The organism is Sphingopyxis sp. NFH-91 (assembly GCF_021401285.1).
Lineage (GTDB): Bacteria > Pseudomonadota > Alphaproteobacteria > Sphingomonadales > Sphingomonadaceae > Sphingopyxis > Sphingopyxis terrae_A.
The window spans coordinates 37,611-55,611 of the sequence record NZ_JACBGA010000007.1 but is presented as its reverse complement, the minus strand read 5'-3'; the positions used below and the strand labels follow the sequence as shown (position 1 = coordinate 55,611).

18 protein-coding genes are annotated in these 18,001 nt (G+C 68.1%); 5 read left to right on the top strand and 13 right to left on the bottom strand.

The annotated features are described in order from the left end of the window. Positions 1-148 precede the first annotated feature (148 nt). From L0963_RS15195 to ectA, 8 genes are all read right to left on the bottom strand, one after another. Positions 149-1,189 carry a rod shape-determining protein gene (locus L0963_RS15195; protein ID WP_234180433.1) on the bottom strand — a complete coding sequence of 347 codons (1,041 nt, stop codon included), beginning with the start codon at positions 1,187-1,189 and terminating at the stop codon, positions 149-151. A 181-nt stretch (positions 1,190-1,370) separates the two neighbouring features. Then, positions 1,371-2,702 carry an MFS transporter gene (locus L0963_RS15190; RefSeq protein ID WP_234180431.1) on the bottom strand — a complete coding sequence of 444 codons (1,332 nt, stop codon included), beginning with the start codon at positions 2,700-2,702 and terminating at the stop codon, positions 1,371-1,373. Between the two features lie 7 nt (positions 2,703-2,709). Then, on the bottom strand, positions 2,710-3,948 hold the full coding sequence (locus L0963_RS15185; protein ID WP_234180429.1) for an MFS transporter: 1,239 nt from the start codon (positions 3,946-3,948) through the stop codon (positions 2,710-2,712). 23 nt (positions 3,949-3,971) lie between these two features. After that, positions 3,972-5,432 (bottom strand): aspartate kinase, encoded by a 1,461-nt coding sequence (locus L0963_RS15180; RefSeq protein WP_234180427.1) that lies wholly within the window; start codon positions 5,430-5,432, stop codon positions 3,972-3,974. After that, a complete protein-coding gene (thpD, locus tag L0963_RS15175; RefSeq protein WP_234180424.1) occupies positions 5,429-6,349 on the bottom strand; it encodes an ectoine hydroxylase in 921 nt (306 codons plus the stop codon). The genes L0963_RS15180 and thpD overlap by 4 nt, the downstream gene beginning before the upstream one ends. Positions 6,350-6,375: 26 nt before the next feature. Continuing rightward, on the bottom strand, positions 6,376-6,801 hold the full coding sequence (locus L0963_RS15170; RefSeq protein WP_062767508.1) for an ectoine synthase: 426 nt from the start codon (positions 6,799-6,801) through the stop codon (positions 6,376-6,378). Positions 6,802-6,817: 16 nt separating this feature from the next. After that, on the bottom strand, positions 6,818-8,122 hold the full coding sequence (gene ectB / locus L0963_RS15165; protein ID WP_234180422.1) for a diaminobutyrate--2-oxoglutarate transaminase: 1,305 nt from the start codon (positions 8,120-8,122) through the stop codon (positions 6,818-6,820). Between the two features lie 38 nt (positions 8,123-8,160). After that, positions 8,161-8,673: a diaminobutyrate acetyltransferase gene (ectA, locus tag L0963_RS15160; RefSeq protein ID WP_081611148.1), complete on the bottom strand. Its 513-nt coding sequence runs from the start codon at positions 8,671-8,673 to the stop codon at positions 8,161-8,163. Positions 8,674-8,941: 268 nt separating this feature from the next. Here ectA and L0963_RS15155 point away from each other — a divergent pair, with 268 nt between their 5' ends. After that, positions 8,942-9,421 (top strand): MarR family winged helix-turn-helix transcriptional regulator, encoded by a 480-nt coding sequence (locus L0963_RS15155; protein ID WP_003042359.1) that lies wholly within the window; start codon positions 8,942-8,944, stop codon positions 9,419-9,421. A 28-nt stretch (positions 9,422-9,449) separates the two neighbouring features. On the opposite strand, the gene L0963_RS15150 is transcribed toward L0963_RS15155, so the two are convergent. Together L0963_RS15150 and L0963_RS15145 are read right to left on the bottom strand one after the other, a co-directional pair. Further along, on the bottom strand, positions 9,450-9,830 hold the full coding sequence (locus L0963_RS15150) for a hypothetical protein (RefSeq protein WP_086457911.1): 381 nt from the start codon (positions 9,828-9,830) through the stop codon (positions 9,450-9,452). Positions 9,831-9,841: 11 nt separating this feature from the next. After that, on the bottom strand, positions 9,842-10,519 hold the full coding sequence (locus tag L0963_RS15145; RefSeq protein ID WP_062901355.1) for an EI24 domain-containing protein: 678 nt from the start codon (positions 10,517-10,519) through the stop codon (positions 9,842-9,844). Positions 10,520-10,628: 109 nt separating this feature from the next. On the opposite strand from L0963_RS15145, the gene L0963_RS15140 reads away from it, so the two are divergent. Next, entirely contained in the window at positions 10,629-11,627 is a 999-nt protein-coding gene (locus L0963_RS15140; protein WP_062901354.1) for an adenosine kinase, read from the top strand. Positions 11,628-11,635: 8 nt separating this feature from the next. Here the strand turns inward: L0963_RS15140 and L0963_RS15135 are convergent, their stop codons facing one another. From L0963_RS15135 to tsaD, 3 genes are all read right to left on the bottom strand, one after another. Beyond that, on the bottom strand, positions 11,636-13,174 hold the full coding sequence (locus L0963_RS15135) for a lipopolysaccharide biosynthesis protein (protein ID WP_234180420.1): 1,539 nt from the start codon (positions 13,172-13,174) through the stop codon (positions 11,636-11,638). Positions 13,175-13,268: 94 nt separating this feature from the next. Beyond that, positions 13,269-14,261: an NAD(P)H-dependent glycerol-3-phosphate dehydrogenase gene (locus tag L0963_RS15130; RefSeq protein WP_234180418.1), complete on the bottom strand. Its 993-nt coding sequence runs from the start codon at positions 14,259-14,261 to the stop codon at positions 13,269-13,271. 11 nt (positions 14,262-14,272) lie between these two features. Beyond that, positions 14,273-15,307 (bottom strand): tRNA (adenosine(37)-N6)-threonylcarbamoyltransferase complex transferase subunit TsaD, encoded by a 1,035-nt coding sequence (gene tsaD / locus L0963_RS15125; protein WP_234180417.1) that lies wholly within the window; start codon positions 15,305-15,307, stop codon positions 14,273-14,275. Between the two features lie 115 nt (positions 15,308-15,422). Here tsaD and hemC point away from each other — a divergent pair, with 115 nt between their 5' ends. From hemC to L0963_RS15110, 3 genes are read left to right on the top strand one after another with little or no spacing between them, the layout of a single operon-like run. Further along, the gene (gene hemC, locus L0963_RS15120) at positions 15,423-16,376 is read left to right on the top strand and encodes a hydroxymethylbilane synthase (protein ID WP_234180416.1); all 954 of its coding nucleotides are present in this window, start codon (positions 15,423-15,425) and stop codon (positions 16,374-16,376) included. After that, positions 16,373-17,080, top strand: coding sequence for a uroporphyrinogen-III synthase (locus L0963_RS15115; protein ID WP_234180414.1), 708 nt, complete (start codon positions 16,373-16,375; stop codon positions 17,078-17,080). Before hemC ends, L0963_RS15115 begins: the two co-directional genes overlap by 4 nt. A 1-nt stretch (position 17,081) precedes the next feature. After that, entirely contained in the window at positions 17,082-17,993 is a 912-nt protein-coding gene (locus L0963_RS15110; RefSeq protein ID WP_234180412.1) for a mitofilin family membrane protein, read from the top strand. The last annotated feature ends 8 nt before the right edge of the window (positions 17,994-18,001 follow it).

Sequence of the window (18,001 nt, the reverse complement as noted above, 5' to 3'; positions counted from 1 at the left end):
GCGCTACCCGCGTCTTGATGGCGCGGGTCGGCAAAGGCTTGTCCCGGCATCGTCGGGATTGCGAAGGGCGGCGCTGAGCCGCCCTTTTTGCGTGCGCGAGCAGCGCGCCGTAAAGCGCCCGCACCGCAGGACGGCGCGGCCAGGGAAATCAGGCGGCCATCAATATGCCGCTGTAGGACCGGTCGTCGAACGTCAGTCCGGCGCCCATGGCAACGCAGATCAGCGCATCTTCGGCGACCAGCACCGGCAGGCCGGTCGCCGCCGAGATCGCCTGATCCATCCGGCGCAACAGCGCGCCGCCGCCTGTCAGCATGATCCCCGCATCGATGATGTCGGCCGACAATTCGGGCGGGGTCCGTTCCAGCGCCGCCTTTACCGCGCTGACGATCTGGCCCACCGGTTCGGCCAGTGCTTCGGCGATTTCGGCTTCGGAGACGCTGATTTCGGACGGGCGGCCACTGACGAGATCGCGCCCTTTGACGGCCATGACGACGCCTTCGCCCTGCGGCGGCACGGCGGAGCCGATCGCGAGCTTGATGCGCTCGGCCGTCATCTCGCCAATCATCATATTATGCTTGCGGCGGATATGCGACGCGATCATGTCGTCCATCTTGTCGCCGCCGACGCGCACCGAACTGCTGTGCGCGACACCGCCGAGCGACAGCACCGCCACTTCGGTGGTGCCGCCGCCGATATCGACAACCATTGTTCCCTGCGGTTCGGTGACGGGCAAGCCGGCGCCGATCGCCGCGGCGAGCGGTTCCTCGATCAACTGAACGCTGCTCGCGCCGGCGTTGGAGGCCGCGTCGCGGATCGCGCGCCGCTCGACATGCGTCGATCCCGACGGCACGCACACCACGACATGGCCGCGTCGCCGCAGGCGACTTGTGCCGTCGAGGGCCTTGTCGATGAAATGCTTGATCATCTGTTCGGCCAGATCGATGTCGGCGATCACCCCGTCGCGCAGCGGTCGCAGCGCATCGAGATTGGCGGGCGTCTTGCCCATCATCAGCTTGGCATCGGCGCCGACCGCCTTGACGCGGCGCACGCCGTCGCGCGTTTCGATCGCGATCACCGATGGTTCGTTGAGCACGATACCGCGGCCGCGGACATAGATGACGGTGTTGACCGTGCCGAGATCGATCGCGACATCTTGTGCGTGCGATGCGAAGCGTTGGAAAATCTTCATAAGCGGGGCGAAACCTCGATCCTTCCAGAATCCGATACAAGCGCCCCGCCCCCCGGCCTTCGCTCGCTCAATCCATAGATCGCCGCTTGGAAAACTGCGCCCGCCAGGTCAATGCCCGTGCGAGCCAAAGCGTGGGTTTCGCGCGCCTGATCGATAAGCTGGGCCGGAACTGTGCCGGTTTCTAGCGCCGGAACGGGTCGTCGCGCAGCGAACGGCCCGCGGTTTCGGGCATGTAATGAAGGGCGACGAGTCCGACGAGACACGCCCCCATCATGTAATAGGCAGGCATCAGCGGGTCGCCGGTCGCGGAGATCAGCGCGCTGCCGACCATCGGTGCGGTGCCGCCGAAGATCGACGTCGAGATATTATAGGCGATCGCAAAGCCGGCAAAACGCACCGCGGTGGGAAAGAGCGCGGGAAAGGTCGCCGAGATTGTCGCGAGCTGCGGCACATAGAGCAGGCCGAGCAGCAGGAAGCCGGCGACCGCCCCCGCGAAGCCCGTGCCGATCAGCATATAGAGCGGGATGACCGCGACGAGCAGCGCGAGGAGTGAAAAGCGCCACATCGGCCGCCGTCCGACCCGATCCGACAGCGCCCCCGCAAAGGGCAGAAAGACCATCATGAACAGCATCCCGATGATCGGAACGAGCAGCGCCTGATCGGGCGCCAAGCCGATCCGCCGCTCGAGATAGGTCGGCATATAGCTGAGCAGTGTATAATTGACGACGTTCAGCGCGACGACGAGCCCGCCGACGACGAGCAGCGGCCGCCAGTGATCCCTGCCCAGCGCGGCGAGTCCGGGCGAGGGCCGGTCTTCGGCCGACTGCTGCGCCTCCAGAAAGACGGGCGTATCCTCCATCTTCGAGCGGACATACATGCCGATCAACCCGATCGGACCGGCGACAAGGAAGGGGATGCGCCACCCCCATTCGTGCATCGCCGCATCGCCAAGGTGCAGCGAATAGCCGAGCATCAGCGCGGCGCCGAAGGAAAAGCCCGCGAGTGTTCCGAATTCGAGGAAGCTGCCATAGAAGCCGCGCCGGGCGTCGGGGGCATATTCGGCCATGAAAGTCGCCGCGCCGCCATATTCGCCGCCGGTCGAAAAACCCTGGATCATCCGCAGCAGGACGAGGATCGCGGGCGCCCAGAAGCCGATACTGTCGTAGGATGGGATCAGGCCGACGGCGAAGGTCGCGCCCGCCATCATCAGGATCGTCATCGCGAGCACGGACTTGCGGCCGATGCGGTCGCCGAGCGGCCCCCAGAACAGTCCGCCGAGGGGGCGGACAAGGAAGGAAATGGCGAAGGTCGCGAGCGCGAAGAGCACCGCCTCGCTCGCCTCGCCGGGGAAAAGCGCGGCCGAGATGTAGGTGACGCCATAGGCGTAAATGCCATAGTCGAACCATTCGACCGCATTGCCGAGCGCCGACGCCCCGATCGCGCGACGCAGCGTCGATTGGGTGGGGAGCGGCGCGGGCTGTCCGGCGGCGGGGAGCGGGGACGAACGGTCCATGGGTCAGTTAATCCTTTGCGGTGGCGGCTTCGGGGCCGGAGGGGTCGAGCAGCGCCGCGACCGGGGTCGTGCGGGGCAGCATCTGGAAATCCTGCTGCGCCGGACCAGGCACCGGCGCGGTGGCGGCAAGCCGCCACAGGCTGAACCCCAGCATCGCCGCGGCGCAGGCCGCGATGAACAGGAACAGGCCGCCCGGACCCATCCAGTTCATCGCCGCGGCGCCGCCAAGCGGGCCCAGCGCGGCTCCCGCCGAATAGAGAAGCACAAGCTGGCCGCTGGCGCTTACCCGCTCGGCCGGGAGCAGGCGGTCGTTGGCGTGCGCGACGCACAGCGGATAGAGCGCGAAGCTGAGCCCGCCGAAGGCCGCGCCGAACAGCAGCAGCAGGCCGCCCCCGGGCGCGGCGGCGAGCGCCACGCTCACCGCCAGTGCAAGCGCGAAGCAGGTGATGATGACGCGGCGGCGATCATAGCGGTCGGAGAGGCGTCCCAGCGGCCATTGCAGCGCCACGCCGCCGAGAATCACCGTCATCATGAAGGTGGCGATCGCGCCGAGACCCAGGCCGATCCCGCGCGCATAGATCGCAGCCATGCCGTAGAAGGCGCCAAGGATCAGCCCGGTGATCGCCGCCCCCGCCAGCCCGAGCGGCGAGGCGGCAAACAGCCGCGCGAGGGGAAGATTGTCGGCTTCTCCCAAGGTCGGTGCGGTGCTGCGCGTGAGGCAGACCGGCAGTATGGCGAGCGAAATGAGGATCGAGGCGATCTGGAAGGGTACGGCCGGCGTTGCCGCGCCGGTGCTCAGGAAAAGCTGTCCGATAGCCTGTCCCGAATAGAGGGCGACCATATAGGCGGCGAGGATACCGCCGCGCGTATCGGGTTCGGCGCGGTCGTTGAGCCAGCTTTCGACGCAGATGAACATGCCTGCGACGCACACGCCGTCGACCAGCCGCAGCAAGGCCCACAGCAGCGGGTGCTGGACCAGCGCATAGGTGAGCGTGCTCGCCGAAAGCAGCGCGACGAAGGCGGCAAAGGCGCGGATATGCCCGACGCGGCGGACGATCGCGCCGGCGCGCAAGGCGCCGAGCGTCAATCCGCCGAAATAGGCGGTGGCGACCAACCCGATCAGGATCGTGTCGCTGCCCGCCCGCTCGAGCCGCAGGCCGATCAACGTCGACAAGAAGCCGCTGCCCGCCATCATCACGAAGATGGCGAGCAGCAGGCTGCGAACGGGAGCGAGGGTGGCGAGCATCGGAAGGGTGCGGGTGCCGCGCGTCAGGCGGCGCGGCGCCCTTCTGCCCCGCCGGAATCCTCTTCGACCAGCGCGCGGTGCAGCGCGCGGACGGCAGCATCGAAATCGCGGCTTTCGACGATGAACTGGACATCGACGTTACGGATCTGATGCTGCATCGCGATCATTGCGACACCGGCGTTGTCGAGCGCGCGCAGCGCATCGGGCACCAGCCCCGGCCGCGCGATGTCGCTGCCGATCACCGACACCATTGCGACCGGATGCGCCGATATCGCGGCGTCGGGATATTGTTTTTGCAGATCGGCGATCACCTTCTTCACCGCGCCGGCGCTGGCCGACAGATAGTGGGTGATGGTGTTGGCATTCGACGCCTTGCTGACAATCCACAGGCCGTGACGCGTCAGCACGTCGAGGATTGCGGCATCATAGCCCTTCACCCCGACCATATCCTGTTCGAAGAATTGCAGCGCCTGCATCTGGCGGATGCCGGTGACGATCTCGACCCGCGGCACGTCGGAGACATAGGTGCCGGTGACGAGCGTGCCGCCATCTTCGCGGTCGAAGGTGTTGCGCACGCGTAGCGGAATGTCGGTCTGCCTGAGGCCGCGTCCGGCGCCCGGATGGATCGCCTCCATGCCCAGATTGGCGAGCTGGTCGGCGACATCGTAATTGGTGCGACCGATCTTGCGCGCTTTATCCTCGCCGACCAGCTTGGGATCGGCGCTCGACAGGTGAAATTCCTTGTGGATGATCGCCTCGCGCGCGCCGGTCAGCACCGCGATGCGCGAGAAGGTCATCTCGGTATAGCCGCGCGCAAAGCGTTTCACCATGCCGCCCTGGCAGCCGGCATAGCCGGTGACGATCGGCAGCGTCGTCGCCAGATCGATGTTGGCAAAGGCCTCGGTGATCCGCTCGTCGAGCGTACGCAGATCCTCCTGATCCCAGGGGGTCAGATCGATGAAGCGCGCGTTGACGTCGCGATCCCGCAGCAGCAGCGCGGTGCTGTGGGCGCTGTGCGCTTCGCCCAGCCCGGCGAGCAATTCGCGGGCGGTGACGAGCTGTTCCTTGACGCAGAAGCGGCCGTGGCTGCGCAGCCGCGCCAGATCGTCGAGGCAGGCCGCGACCGCATCGAGTCGCATGTCGACGAAGGCATCGGCCTCGTCGCGGCTCTCGCGGCGCGCGAACATCGCTTCGTTGCGCGCGTGCATCGCACCGCGCACCGCCTCCATCGCGCGGCGCCAGCCATCGCTGTCCTCGTCGTCGGCGACGAAGCGCCCGAACACGCCGGGTTCGCCGGTTTTCTTGTCTTCGAGCAGCAGATTGGTGATCCCGGCATAGGCCGACACCACGAAAATGCGATTGTAGAGATCGGCGCCCGAGCGGCCAGCGATCAGCACATTGTCGAACAATGTCGCGGTCGCCGCCATCGACGTGCCGCCGATCTTTTCGACGCTGTGTCCACCCTTTTTGACGTCCTGTGTCATGCCGCGATCCTTTCGATCAGCGGGCCCGCCTCGATGGCGAGCGGTTCGGGGACGCCGCGATGCGCGAGGAACCAGGGGCGCGGCTTGTCGACCCCGAACGGCTTTTCGAGCCGGTTGCTCACCGCATTATAGACGAGGAAGGCATTCGCGCGAGGGAAGGGGGTGATGTTGCCGTTCGACCCGTGCATCAGGTTGCAGTCGAACAGGATCACGGTTCCCGGCGCGCCGGTCGGCGCAACGATACCGTGATCATGCGCCAGTTCGGCAAGGCTGTCCTCGTCGGGAACCCCATATTCCTGGCGCTTCAGCGACTGGCGATAATGGTCGTCGGGCGTTTCGCCGACGCAGGTCAGATAGGTGCGATGCGACCCCGGAATGACCATCAGCGGGCCATTGTGCGGCGTGTTCTCGGCAAGCAGAACCGACATTGAAAGCGCGCGCATCCGCGGCATGCCGTCCTCGACGTGCCAGGTTTCGAAATCGCTGTGCCAGTAGAATTCCTTGCCCTTGAAGCCGGGTTTGTAGTTGAGGCGCGACTGGTGGATGTAAACCTCGTCGCCGAGCAGGAAGCGCGCGACCCCCGCCAGCCGCTCGTCGGCAGCAAGCCGCGCCATGATCGCGCTCTGGTTGTGAATGTCGAAGATCGACCGGATTTCGCGGCTCTGCGGCTCGGTGACGATCGTTTCCTCGTCGAGCGCGTCGGGATCGGCGAGCAGCTTGCCCGCGGCGCGCTGCAAATAGCTCACTTCCTCGTCGTCGAAGAGATTTTCGAGCAGCAGATAGCCGTCGCGATCGAAGGCCTCCGCCTGCTCGCGGCTGATCGGTGCGTCGGGCGTCCAGGCGCTGCGGACGATCGGGTCGAGCCGCGGCCGCATTTCTGGCGCGGCCGCGTGACGCGATGGGTAGATGTCGGTCATGGGACTTCCCCCTGTTGATATGGTTTTTACTCTGCGGGTGCGGCCTCGCGCGCCGGCTCGCTCGCCATGTCGGCCTCGGCCGGATAGGCGCCGCTTGCGTCATGCACTTCCTTACCGGTGACCGGCGGATTGAAGGCGCAGGCGGTCAGTATGTCGGTTTCGGGACGCACGATGTGGCGGTCGTGCTTGTCGAGCGCATACATCACGCCGGGTTCGAGCCGATGGATTTCGCCGCTGTCCAGATCCTCGATCGTCCCCGTGCCCTTGAGCACGAACACCGCCTCGAGGTGGTTCTGGTAATGCATTTTGAGTTCGCTGCCTGCGAACATGGTGGTGACGTGGAAGGAAAAGCCCATCCCGTCATCCTTGAGCAGCATGCGCGCGCTGGCCCAGCCGTTCGAGCGGACGTTGCGGTCGGATTTGCGGATCTGGTCGAGATTGCGGACGATCATGGTCGGTCTCCTGTCTTCATTCGGCGGCGACGGCGTAATCGTCGGCCATCGCTTCGCGGATCTTGGTTTCGAGAATGTCGAGCCCTGCCGAGAGCAGGGCGTCGTCGATGACGAGCGGCGCGAGCACCTTGACGATTTCGTCGTGCGCGCCGCTGGTTTCGATGATGAGGCCGGCGTCGAAGCAGGCGGCGGTGATCGCCCCGGCGCGTTCCCCCGACCCGACGTTGATGCCGCGCATCATCCCCCGACCGCGCGTTTCGAAGCCATGTTCGGCGGCGATGCGCGTGAGCCGCTCTTCGAGCAGCGCCCCGCGGCGGCGCACATCGTCGGCGAAAGCGTCGCTGCTCCAGAAATGGCCGAGCGCGGCGGTCGCGGTGACGAAGGCATGGTTGTTGCCGCGGAACGTCCCATTATGTTCGCCGGGCGACCATTGGTCGAGCTCGGGGCGGAAAAGGGTCAGCGCAAAGGGCAGGCCCATGCCCGACAGCGATTTGGCGAGCGTGACGATGTCGGGGGTGAAGCCCATTTCCTCGAAGCTGAAGAAGCTTCCCGTGCGGCCACAGCCCGCCTGGATGTCGTCGACGATCAGCAGCGCGCCGTGGCGCTTTGCGATGTCGGCGATCTTGCGCAGCCATTCGGGCGAGGCGGCATTGAGGCCGCCTTCGCCCTGCACCGTTTCCACCAGGATCGCGGCGGGGGCGTCGAGGCCGCTCGACGGATCGGCCAACCGCTGGTCGAGCAGTTCGGCGGTGTCGACCTCGGGGCCGAAATAGCCGTCATAGGGTTCGTGCGCGACATGGGCGAGCGGGACGCCCGCGCCGCCGCGCTTGGCGGCATTGCCGGTGCAGGCAAGCGCGCCGAGCGTCATACCGTGAAAGCCGTTGGTGAAGGCGATAACCAGTTCGCGACCCGTCACCTTGCGCGCGAGCTTGATCGCTGCCTCGACCGCGTTGGTGCCGGTCGGGCCGGTGAACATGACGCGATAGTCGAGTGCGCGCGGCTTCAGGATCACATCCTCGAACGTGTCGAGAAAGGCGGCCTTGGCATCGGTGTGCAGGTCGAGCCCGTGGGCGATGCCGTCGGCGGCGATGTAATCGAGCAGTGCCTGCTTCAAAATCGGATGGTTGTGACCATAGTTGAGTGTCGAACAGCCCGACAGGAAGTCGAGATAGCGACCGCCCTGATCGTCGTGCATCCATACGCCTTCGGCCTTGCCGAACTGACGCGGCATCGCGCGGGCATAGCTGCGGACCACCGATTCGCGGCGTTCGTAAATGCTCCGGTCGGGAATGGACTCGGACGGTTTGGGTGCGTTGATCATGTGAATACCCCTATTCTGCCTGTGTCATTGTGCCTGAGTCATTCAGGCGATGTCGTATCGGTCGGTGTCGTATCGATGGCGAATGGCCCGATGCGGGCTTGAAACTCGCTGGGATGGACGCCCGCGAAATGGGCGTCGCGCTCGAAGACGATACTGCGGTCGAGCGTCGTATCGTGGCGCCGGGCAAGGCCGTGGAACAGCGCCCACGACGCCGCATTGTCGGCGGTGATCGTCGCCAGAACGTGCGTCACGCCCGCCTGCGCCGGCCGCGTGAGCAGTTCGTCGAGCATACGGCTGGCGAGCCCCTGTCCGCGCCCTTCGGGCGCGACCGCGACCTGCCAGACGAAGAAGGCGCTCGGTTCGGCGGGCGGGCGATGCCCCGAAATCCAACCGAGAATGCGACCGCCGCGTTCGGCGATGATGCAATTGTCGGCGAAATGGGTGCACTGGATCAGATTGAAGTAGCGCGAATTGCGGTCGAGCGGCGGGCAGGCCGCGATCAGCGCGGTGATCGCCGGCCCGTCGGTAGCGACCGGCTTGCGAAATTGCAGCGACGCGGCGGGTCGGCCGGACGGCGTGTCCTTTGCGGATGGCGCCGTGTCCCGTTCCTGTGGCCGGTCAAATATCTTTCATCTCCTGAAATATTGCTATGCGCACATTCGAGCCAACCGGCCCGGAATGCCGCGAAATATAGGATGTTCGTCGCCTCGTTCAACCCCGCGGCGACCATAATGTTTCATATAATGAAATAAAATTCTGCATCCCGGCGGGCGCGACTTTGCAATTGGCGCCCTCCGCGGGCGCGGCTAACAAGGCGGGATGGAGTCCGAAATTGCCAACGCCACCCTGCGCGCGCTGCGGCGCATCCTGCGCGCTACCGAGACGGGCAGCCGCAAGCTGGGGGCGGCGACCGGCCTGACGCCGTCGCAGCTGCTCGTGCTGCGCGATGTGGCGGGGGCGCAGGGCGCCACGCCGGGGCAGGTCGCACAGCGCCTGCAATTCAGCCACGCGACGATCACCGCCATCGTCGATCGGCTGGTTGCCATGGAGCTGGTGACGCGGACGCGAAGCGAGCGCGACAAGCGACAGATGCTGCTGACCGCGACCGACGCGGGTCAGCGCCGCGTCGCCGAGGCGCCCGATATGCTGCAACAGATATTCGCCGACCGCTTCGCCGCGCTGCCCGCATGGGAACAGGCGATGATCCTGGCCGCGACCGAGCGGCTGGCGATCGTGCTCGGCGCCGCCGACATCGACGCCGCGCCGTTACTCGATACGGGCGCGATCGATCGCGCCTAGCGCACTTATTTCCGGATCGATCTTTGCCCTACCGCCGCAGCGCGGCGATGCAGCTGTCGACATTCGCGTCGCGCCCGTCGGGGGTGCGCGCGTCGACATGGGTGGCAAGCGCTTCGGCGCCTGAGCGCTGGGCGTAATAGTAAACATCCAATATGCACGCCGACCCGGCGAATTGCAGCTTGCGACCCGCGCCCTCGCTGACGTCGAGCCGCGGCTTGCCGAACAGACGCAACGCGCTGTTGGCATCGCGCCCGACGAGGGCATTATTCTGGGTGACACGCGGCGGGTTGAGCGGCGCCGGGGCGCTGCTTGTCGGTGGCGGCGTCACGCGCGGCACGGCGGTGGCGGCGCAGCCGCCGAGCATCAGCGAAAGGCCCGCGAGTGCGGCCATGTTGGTGGTGCGGGTCAAGCCGGTCCCCTTTATCTGTCTGCCCGGCGCAGATGGAGCATGTGGACGGCCATAGCCGCGCTCGCGATGGGCGCCAACAGATTGGCGACGGGAACCAGAAAGCTTGCGGCGGACAGCAGGCCGAGCGACCAGCGGGCGCTCCGCTCAAGCCGTGGCCGGCCGGGATGGCGCGCGAGAACCATCGCCTCGAGATCGCGGCCGAGCAGCATCGCGTTGACGAAAAGGGCAAGGATCGGCGTGCCGATTCCCGTCACCAGGAGGAGGACATAAAAGGGCAGCGCGGCAAGATTGCCAAGGAACAGGCGCGCGAGCGATGCGAGCGCGAGGGCGACCGACTGCCGCCAGCCGACATCGACCGCGCCTGCTGCGGCGGCGGGATAGTGGCGCCTCTCGACATCGGCGACGATGGCGTCGGCGAACAGCCCGACGACGACAATCGCGACGGCGCGAAACAGGAGCCAGCTCCCCGCGATCAGCAGCAGCAGGAACAGCACGCTCGCCATGTCGATCCCCGCCGCGCCCAGCCACTGCCAATGCGCGAGCGCCCAGCGCGCGCCAGCCAAAAGCGCCGCGCCCGCCGCAACGAACAGCAGCAGGGTGAGGGCAAGGCTGATCGCCAAGATACGCAGCACCCGCGGGCTCGACAGGTCGCCGATGGCGAGGAACAGGGCTTGGACGGCGCGGGCCATGCCCCCGAATGGCGCGGCGGGCGCTGCGCCGTCAAGCGTCGCGCTTGCCTTGGCGCCCGCGGCCCCCTAAGGCGCGCGGCATATTTTCCCACGCATCACAGGATTTTTCATGGCCTCCACCGCCCGTTTCGAAGTCGTTGCGATCGGCAATGCGATCGTCGATGTCATTGCTCGCGCCGACGACGCACTGATCGAGGCCGAGGGCCTGACCAAAGGGTCGATGCGACTCATCGATGCCGAAGAGGCTGGGCGGCTGTATGCGGCGATGGGCCCGGCGATCGAAATGTCGGGCGGATCGGCAGCGAACACGCTTGCCGGCATGGCGGCGCTCGGCCGCCGCTGCGCCTTCATCGGCCAGGTTGCCGACGACCAGCTCGGCAGCGTTTTCACGCACGACCTGCGCGCGCTCGGCGTTGCCTATGAAACCCCGGCGCTCAAGGAAGGCGCGCCGACCGCGCGCTGCCTGATCCTCGTCACGCCCGACGGCCAGCGGACGATGAACACCTTCCTCGGCGCGAGCCATCTGCTCGAACAGGCGATGATCGCCGAAGACTGGATCGCCGACGCCGACATCCTCTATCTCGAGGGCTATCTGTGGGATCCGCCGCTGTCGCGCGCCGCGATGCGCCGCGCGATCGACGTCGCACGCGGCGCCGGACGCAAGGTTGCCTTCACCCTGTCCGACGCCTTCATCATCGACCGCCACGGCGATGATTTCCGCGCGCTGATCGGCGAGGGACTGTTCGACATATTGTTCGCCAACGAGGTCGAGATCTGCGCGCTCGCCGGTACGCAGGACTTCGAAGCTGCCGTCGCGGCGATCGCGCCGCGCGTGCCGCTGCTCGTCGTGACGCGCAGCGAAAAGGGCGCGATCGCGGTCGCGAACGGTGAGAGCGTTGCGGTCGGCGCCGAGCCGATCGAGACGGTCGTCGACACCACGGGCGCCGGCGACCTGTTCGCCGCCGGGTTCCTTGCGGGCCAGGCCGAGGGCCGCTCGCTCGCCGATTGCCTGACGATGGGTGCGGTGTGTGCGCGCGAAATCATCGCGCAGGTCGGCCCGCGCGCGCAGACCGATCTCAAAGCCGAAGTCGCCGCGCGGCTCGGCTGACGCGCGAATCAGCTTGCCGGAGCGGCCGTTTCAGGCTGCTTGCGGAACAGCGCGCGGTCGGCCGGGCCAAAGCCGCGCGTCCAGATCAGCCACGCATAGATGCCGAGGATGAAGGGGACGCCGATCAGCAGCTCGGCCCATTCGGGCATCTGCGTCGCGCCCCAGCCGAGAACCGTCGCTCCGGCGGTCGCCCAGACGAGCGCCCAGCGCAGGCTGTTGACCGGTGCGCCGAGGATACGCGCAAGCAGCCGCGCCTTCACCACCGACGCGAAGCCGAGCGCGAGCATCAGCGCGAGCGCGACCGCGCCGGCATAAGCGATCGGCGGCAACCCCATCGATTTGGCGGTGAGGATCAGCGCGACGCTGAGCACCGCCTGCAGTGCGAGCGTCGCGACGCTGATCAGCAGATTGCGGTGGCGCGCGACATAGACGAGCGCGGCTTCGCTCACCACCGCCGTCGCCGCCACGACCTCCGCTGCGAGCAGGAAGGCGAGCGCTACATTGCCCTCGACGAATTGCGGGCCGACAAGGCCCATCACCGCCTCGCCCGGAATGCCGAGCGCGAGCGCGATTCCTGCTTGCGCCGCGATGATCCAGAAGCCGACCTGACTGACCTGCGCGGCGACGGCGGCAAGGCGGTTCTCGGCCAGATTGCGGGTGATGACGGGGCCGAGGATCGGCTCGAAGCTGGTCTTGAGCTTCTGCGGCAGCGAGGCAACCTGCTGCGCCATGTAATAGATGCCGTAGATCGCTGGCGAGGTGAATTGGCCGAGGATGAACAGGTCGAGCCGGCGCGTCCCCCATTCGATCGCATCGGCGGCGGCGAGCGGCGCGTTGCGGCGCGCGAGAGAGATGAGCTGCGCGGGATGCGGGCGCCAGACGCCGGGGCCGCCATAGTGGCGAATCATCGGAATGAGCGCGGTGAAGAAGGTCGCAATCATCGCGGCGGCGTAGGAAAGGATCAACCCGTCGCGCAGCGAATAGAAGGCGAAGCCGAAGGCGGCGGCGCTGATCGCCCAGGGTTCGACGATCGAACGCGCGCGCACCGTGGCGCCGATGTCGTAGCGATAGGCGCAGGCGGCGAGTGCGATGTCGGCACCGGCGATCGCGAAGACGGTGATCGCCACCCAGCGATCCCAGCCGTCGATATCGCCCGAGGGGAACATGAGCTGCGGAAAGGCGAAGAGAATCGCCGAGCCGAACGCCGAGGCGAGGAAGGCGACGAACATGCCATCCCACACGATATGGCGATGATCGGCGCCCGGCTTGCTGAGCTGTTCGGCGAGGCCCCGCTTGAGCCCGAGCGTCGCAAGCTGCGCGATCAGCTCGATGACGAGCACGGCAAAGGCGAAGCGGCCGACCGCTTCGGGGCCATACCAGCGCCCGGCGAAATAGAGAAAGGGCAGGCGCGCGACGAGGCGCAGGATAAAGCCGAAGAAATTGGTGCGGCCGCCCCTCGCGAGCGCGGCGGTGTCGGCATCCTGCCCGGCCGGGTCGGCCGCCGGGGATGCGGAAGGGGGCGCGGCTGCGCTGTCCGTCTGGCTCAAGCCTGGCGCCCCTTCTGCTGCTCCCCTGTGCGCTGTTTAGCGCGCGGAAAAGGGCGAGGCAATCCGGGCAATCCAGGCAATCGGCAGCAGTGCATCATCGGCCCTCGGGTCGCAGCGGGCGGCTGAGCAGGGCCTGAATGGCGTCGGCAACGCGCGTTTCGCCCGCGACGAGCCGCGCCACCGCGTCGGTGATCGGCATGTCGATCGCATCGGCGCGCGCAGCGGCGGCAATCACCGGGGCGCTGAACGCGCCTTCGGCAACGGTGCGGCGGTCGGCCATCAGGGCCGCTGCGCTCTCGCCGCGCCCCAGCCCTTGGCCGAGCGCGAAATTGCGCGAGTTGGATGATGTGCAGGTAAGGACGAGATCGCCGAGCCCGGCGAGTCCGGCGAGCGTTTCGGCCAGTGCCCCGCGCGCGAGCCCGAAGCGCGTCATCTCGGCAAAGCCGCGGCTGATCAGCGCGGCGCGCGCGTTGAGCCCCAGCCCGGCACCGTCGACGATGCCGCAGGCGATGGCGAGGACATTCTTGATCGCCCCGCCGATTTCGGCGCCGATCATGTCGGTCGACACATAAGGACGAAAATGCGGCCGGGCGAGCGCGCGGGCGAGCGCTTCGGCAAGCGCGGCGTCCTCGGCCGCCATCGTGATTGCGGTCGGTAGCCCCGCCGCGACCTCGTGCGCGAAGGTCGGCCCCGACAACACGGCAAAGCCGCGCCCGGGAAAGATTTCGCGCGCGATGTCGATCGGGAAGTCGAAGCTGCCCGCCTCCATCCCCTTGCTGCAAAAGATCAGCGGCGCATCGCCTGCGGGCAGCGCCGCGAGCACGGCGCGCAGATAGGGCACCGGCACGACGACGAGCAGCGCGTCGAGCCCCGACAGCGCGCCAAGGTCGCTCGTTGCCGTGAGCGAAGGCGACAGCGCCGCACCGGGCAGGAACAGTGAATTGCGATGCTCGGCGTTGATCGCCGCCACGACGTCTTCCTCGCGCGCCCACAGACGCACCGGCGCGCCCTCGGCGGCCAGAAGCTGGGCGAGTGCGGTACCCCAGGCGCCGCCGCCGACGACGCCGAACTTTTGAAATGACGTCATGCTGTCGTGCGTCATGCCTTTACCCCGGCGCCGCGCACCGCTTCGGCGGCGGGATCGAGCGGCCAGCGCGGCCGCGCCGCAGTGTCGAGCGGGTCGCTGAGCCCCGCGGCGAAACGCTCGACGCCCGCCCAGGCGATCATCGCGCCATTGTCGGTGCAGAGCCACAGCGGCGGCGCGACGAAGGATTTGTCGAACGCGGCGGCGAGGCCCGTGAGCGCGGCGCGGATCGCCCCATTGGCAGCGACGCCGCCCGCGACGACAAAGGCGGTCGCTTCGGGGCAGGCGGCGAGTGCGATGCGGCTGCGATCGATCAGGCAGTCGACGACCGCTTGCTGGAAAGACGCGGCTACGTCTGCGGGACGGTGCGCGCCCGATGCGACCGCGCGCGCCACGGCGCTCTTGAGACCGGCGAAGGAGAAATGCGGTTCGGCGCTACCGACCAGCGGGCGGGGGAGCGGCACCGCATGCGGATCGCCGTCGGCCGCAAGCCGTTCGACCGCCGGACCGCCCGGATAGCCGAGCCCGAGCAGCTTTGCGGTCTTGTCGAAGGCCTCGCCCGCGGCGTCGTCGATCGTGGTGGCAAGCCGCCGATAATCGTCGACACCGCGCACGAGCAGAAGCTGGCAGTGCCCGCCGGAGACGAGCAGCAGCAGATAGGGAAAGCGAAGGTCGGGGTCGGCGAGCCGCGGGCTGAGCGCATGGCCTTCGAGATGGTTGATCGCGATCAGCGGCTTGCCCGCGGCATGGGCGAGCGCCTTGCCGGTGACCAGCCCGACCATGACGCCGCCGATCAGCCCGGGGCCGGCGGTCGCGGCGATGGCATCGACATCGGCGAGCGTCACCCCGGCATCGGCGAGCACGCCTTCGACGATCGGGGCGAGGCGGTCGACATGCGCGCGCGCCGCGATTTCGGGAACGACCCCGCCATAGGGCCTATGCTCGGCCTCCTGCCCCGCGACCCGATGCGCGAGGATGCGCCGGTCGTCGGTGACGAGCGCTGCCGCGGTTTCGTCGCAGCTCGATTCGAGGCCAAGGATGAGAGACATAATGTTGCGCCCCCTTACCCGTGCCAGGGGGGCGGGGGCAAGCGGCGGACGATCGAGTCCCTGCGAGGCCGTGCGCCACCTTTTCTTTCGCGCGCCGAAGCCCTAGCAGGCGCGCATGGCATCGATTCCGCTTCCCACGCCCGACCGCCCGCTCCGCCTCGGTACGCGCGCCTCGCCGCTGGCAATGGCGCAGGCCAATATGGCCGCCGCGGCGCTGATCGCCGCCTATGGCATCGCGCCCGAGGCGATCGAAATCGTTCCGATGACCGCCACCGGCGACAAGATCCAGGACCGCGCGCTCGCCGAGGTAGGCGGTAAGGCGCTGTGGACGCGCGAGCTCGACGCGGCGCTCGACGGTGGGCGGATCGACATCGCCGTGCACAGTCTGAAGGATGTCGAGACGCTGCGTGATCCGCGCTTCGCGCTCGGCGCCATGCTCGAGCGCGCCGACCCGCGCGACCGGCTGGTGGTTCGCGACGGGATCGCGGGTGCGGCGATCGCCGACCTGCCGCACGGCGCGCGGCTGGGTACGAGCAGCCCGCGCCGCGCCGCGCAGGTCCGCCGCCTGCGTCCTGACCTCGAAACGACGCTGCTGCGCGGCAATGTCGCGACGCGGCTCGGCAAGCTGGCGGCGGGGGAGGTCGATGCGACTCTGCTCGCCGCGGCGGGGCTCGAACGGCTTGGCATGCATGCGGTCGGAACCGTGCAGCCGGCGGAGATACTCTTGCCCGCCGCGTCGCAGGGCGCGATCGGTATCGAATGCCGCGCCGACGATGCGGTCACGCGGGGGCTGCTGCGCGGGGTCGATCACGAACCCACCCACCGCGCGGTTGCGGCCGAACGCGCGTTTCTGGCTGCGCTCGGCGGCGATTGTCGGTCGCCGGTCGCGGCCTATGCGCGCTGGCTGGCCGACGGGACGCTGCGCCTCGATGCCGAAATCTATTCCGAAGATGGCGCCGACCATGCGATCGGCGAGACGCTGGTGCCCGATCCGGCCGCGGCCGAAGCGCTGGCGCGGCGTCTGCTGGTCGAGGCGCCCGAATCGGTGCGGCGCCTGTTCGCGGCATGACCGAATCGCTGCCGCTACTCGTGACGCGCGCCGACCCCGGCGGCGCGGCGACGGTGGCGCGGGCGCAGGCGCTGGGGCTCGACGCGCGCAGTATGCCACTGTTCGCTGCGCGCGCGATCGACTGGATCCTGCCCGATCCCGCGGGTTTCGACGCACTGCTTGTCACGAGCGCGCAGGCGATGCGGCTGGCCGGACCCGGTTTGCAGGCCCTTGCCGCGTTGCCCGTTCATGCCGTGGGCGCCGCGAGCGCTGCAGCCGCGGAAGCGGCGGGCCTGCGCGTCGTGGAGGTCGGTACGCGCGATGGCCAACAGCTTCTTGATGGCATGACGTCCAGAAATTATCGCCATATCCTGTGGCTTTGTGGCCGCGATTATAGCGCGCTGGCGGCGCGCGATGCTGCGTTGACCCCGCTGCCCTGCTATGCGGTCGATCCCGTCGAGCCGCCCGCCGATTGGGCCGCGCTGATCGCTGCGCCGGCGGTGCTGCTCGCCCATTCGGGGCGCGGTGCGGACCGGATCGCGGCGCTGACCGAAGGGCAACGCGGGCATTTGACGCTTGTCGCGATAAGCCCCGCTGTGGCAGCAAGGGCCGGGGGGGATTGGCAGGCGATCGCGCTTGCCGACCGGCCCGACGATGCGGCGATGGTGGCACAGGCCCGCGCTTTGTGCCACAAGAGCCCCAGACAGGGTCGTGCGAAAGAATAATATGGCAATCGAAAACGACAAACCCGTGCGTATGGACGATGGCGTCCGCGGCAGGGGGCTATCGTTCCGGACGTTGATAATTGCGGCGCTCGCGCTGCTCGTGGTCGGGATCGTCGGCGGCGGCTGGGCGATGAGCCGGCTGCTGACCGGCAAGGATGTGCCGCCGGTCGCCAAGGTCGCCGATGTCCCCGCGACCGGCACCGCGCCGCCCGCGGCGCCCGCCGGAGCCGCACCCGATGCGGGGCAGAGCGGGCAGCCGGCGCTGGTCGTCGCGCCGGTCGATGGCGCGAACGCGCTGGCGGCGCGCGTGGCCGAGCTGGAACAGCGGCTGTCGCGCCTCAATCTCGAAGCGGCGTCGGCGTCGGGCAATGCCTCGCGCGCCGAAGGGCTGCTGGTCGCCTTCGCGGTGCGCCGCGCGCTCGATCGCGGGCTGCCGCTCGGCTATCTCGAGGCGCAGCTGCGCCTGCGCTTCGGCGACGACCAGCCCAATGCGGTCAAGACGATCATCGATACGTCGCGCGATCCGGTGACGCTGGAGCAGTTGCGCGCCGAACTCGACGCGCTGGCGCCCGAACTCGTCGGTCGCAGCGACGGCGGCGGCAGCTTCTGGACCGGCCTGCGCCGCGAGGTCAGCGAATTGTTCGTCGTGCGTCAGGCGGGCACCCAGTCGCCGCGTGCATCCGAACGGCTCGATCGCGCGCGCCGCTATCTGGCGGGCGGGCAGGTCGACAAGGCGATCGAGGAGGTGCAGGCGATGCCCGGCGCCGCCGAAGCGAAGGACTGGCTGATCGCGGCGCGCCGCTATCATGAGGCGCGGCGCGCGCTTGACCTGATCGAGACCGCGGCGATATTGGAGCCGCGCGACGGACCGACCGCCGCGATGGCCCGCAAGCCGGGCGATCCGACCTCCTGAGCGGGCCT

Excerpts from the sequence above, each read along its gene's own strand:
- L0963_RS15140 (WP_062901354.1), top strand. The coding sequence starts at position 10,629 with ATGGCCTCCACCGCCCGTTTCGAAGTCGTTGCGATCGGCAATGCGATC.
- L0963_RS15185 (WP_234180429.1), bottom strand. The coding sequence starts at position 3,948 with ATGCTCGCCACCCTCGCTCCCGTTCGCAGCCTGCTGCTCGCCATCTTC.
- L0963_RS15170 (WP_062767508.1), bottom strand. The coding sequence starts at position 6,801 with ATGATCGTCCGCAATCTCGACCAGATCCGCAAATCCGACCGCAACGTC.
- L0963_RS15145 (WP_062901355.1), bottom strand. The coding sequence starts at position 10,519 with ATGGCCCGCGCCGTCCAAGCCCTGTTCCTCGCCATCGGCGACCTGTCG.
- L0963_RS15115 (WP_234180414.1), top strand. The coding sequence starts at position 16,373 with ATGACCGAATCGCTGCCGCTACTCGTGACGCGCGCCGACCCCGGCGGC.
- L0963_RS15190 (WP_234180431.1), bottom strand. The coding sequence starts at position 2,702 with ATGGACCGTTCGTCCCCGCTCCCCGCCGCCGGACAGCCCGCGCCGCTC.
- L0963_RS15195 (WP_234180433.1), bottom strand. The coding sequence starts at position 1,189 with ATGAAGATTTTCCAACGCTTCGCATCGCACGCACAAGATGTCGCGATC.
- hemC (WP_234180416.1), top strand. The coding sequence starts at position 15,423 with ATGGCATCGATTCCGCTTCCCACGCCCGACCGCCCGCTCCGCCTCGGT.
- L0963_RS15180 (WP_234180427.1), bottom strand. The coding sequence starts at position 5,432 with ATGACACAGGACGTCAAAAAGGGTGGACACAGCGTCGAAAAGATCGGC.
- tsaD (WP_234180417.1), bottom strand. The coding sequence starts at position 15,307 with ATGTCTCTCATCCTTGGCCTCGAATCGAGCTGCGACGAAACCGCGGCA.
- L0963_RS15155 (WP_003042359.1), top strand. The coding sequence starts at position 8,942 with ATGGAGTCCGAAATTGCCAACGCCACCCTGCGCGCGCTGCGGCGCATC.
- L0963_RS15110 (WP_234180412.1), top strand. The coding sequence starts at position 17,082 with ATGGCAATCGAAAACGACAAACCCGTGCGTATGGACGATGGCGTCCGC.
- ectB (WP_234180422.1), bottom strand. The coding sequence starts at position 8,122 with ATGATCAACGCACCCAAACCGTCCGAGTCCATTCCCGACCGGAGCATT.
- thpD (WP_234180424.1), bottom strand. The coding sequence starts at position 6,349 with ATGACCGACATCTACCCATCGCGTCACGCGGCCGCGCCAGAAATGCGG.
- L0963_RS15130 (WP_234180418.1), bottom strand. The coding sequence starts at position 14,261 with ATGACGTCATTTCAAAAGTTCGGCGTCGTCGGCGGCGGCGCCTGGGGT.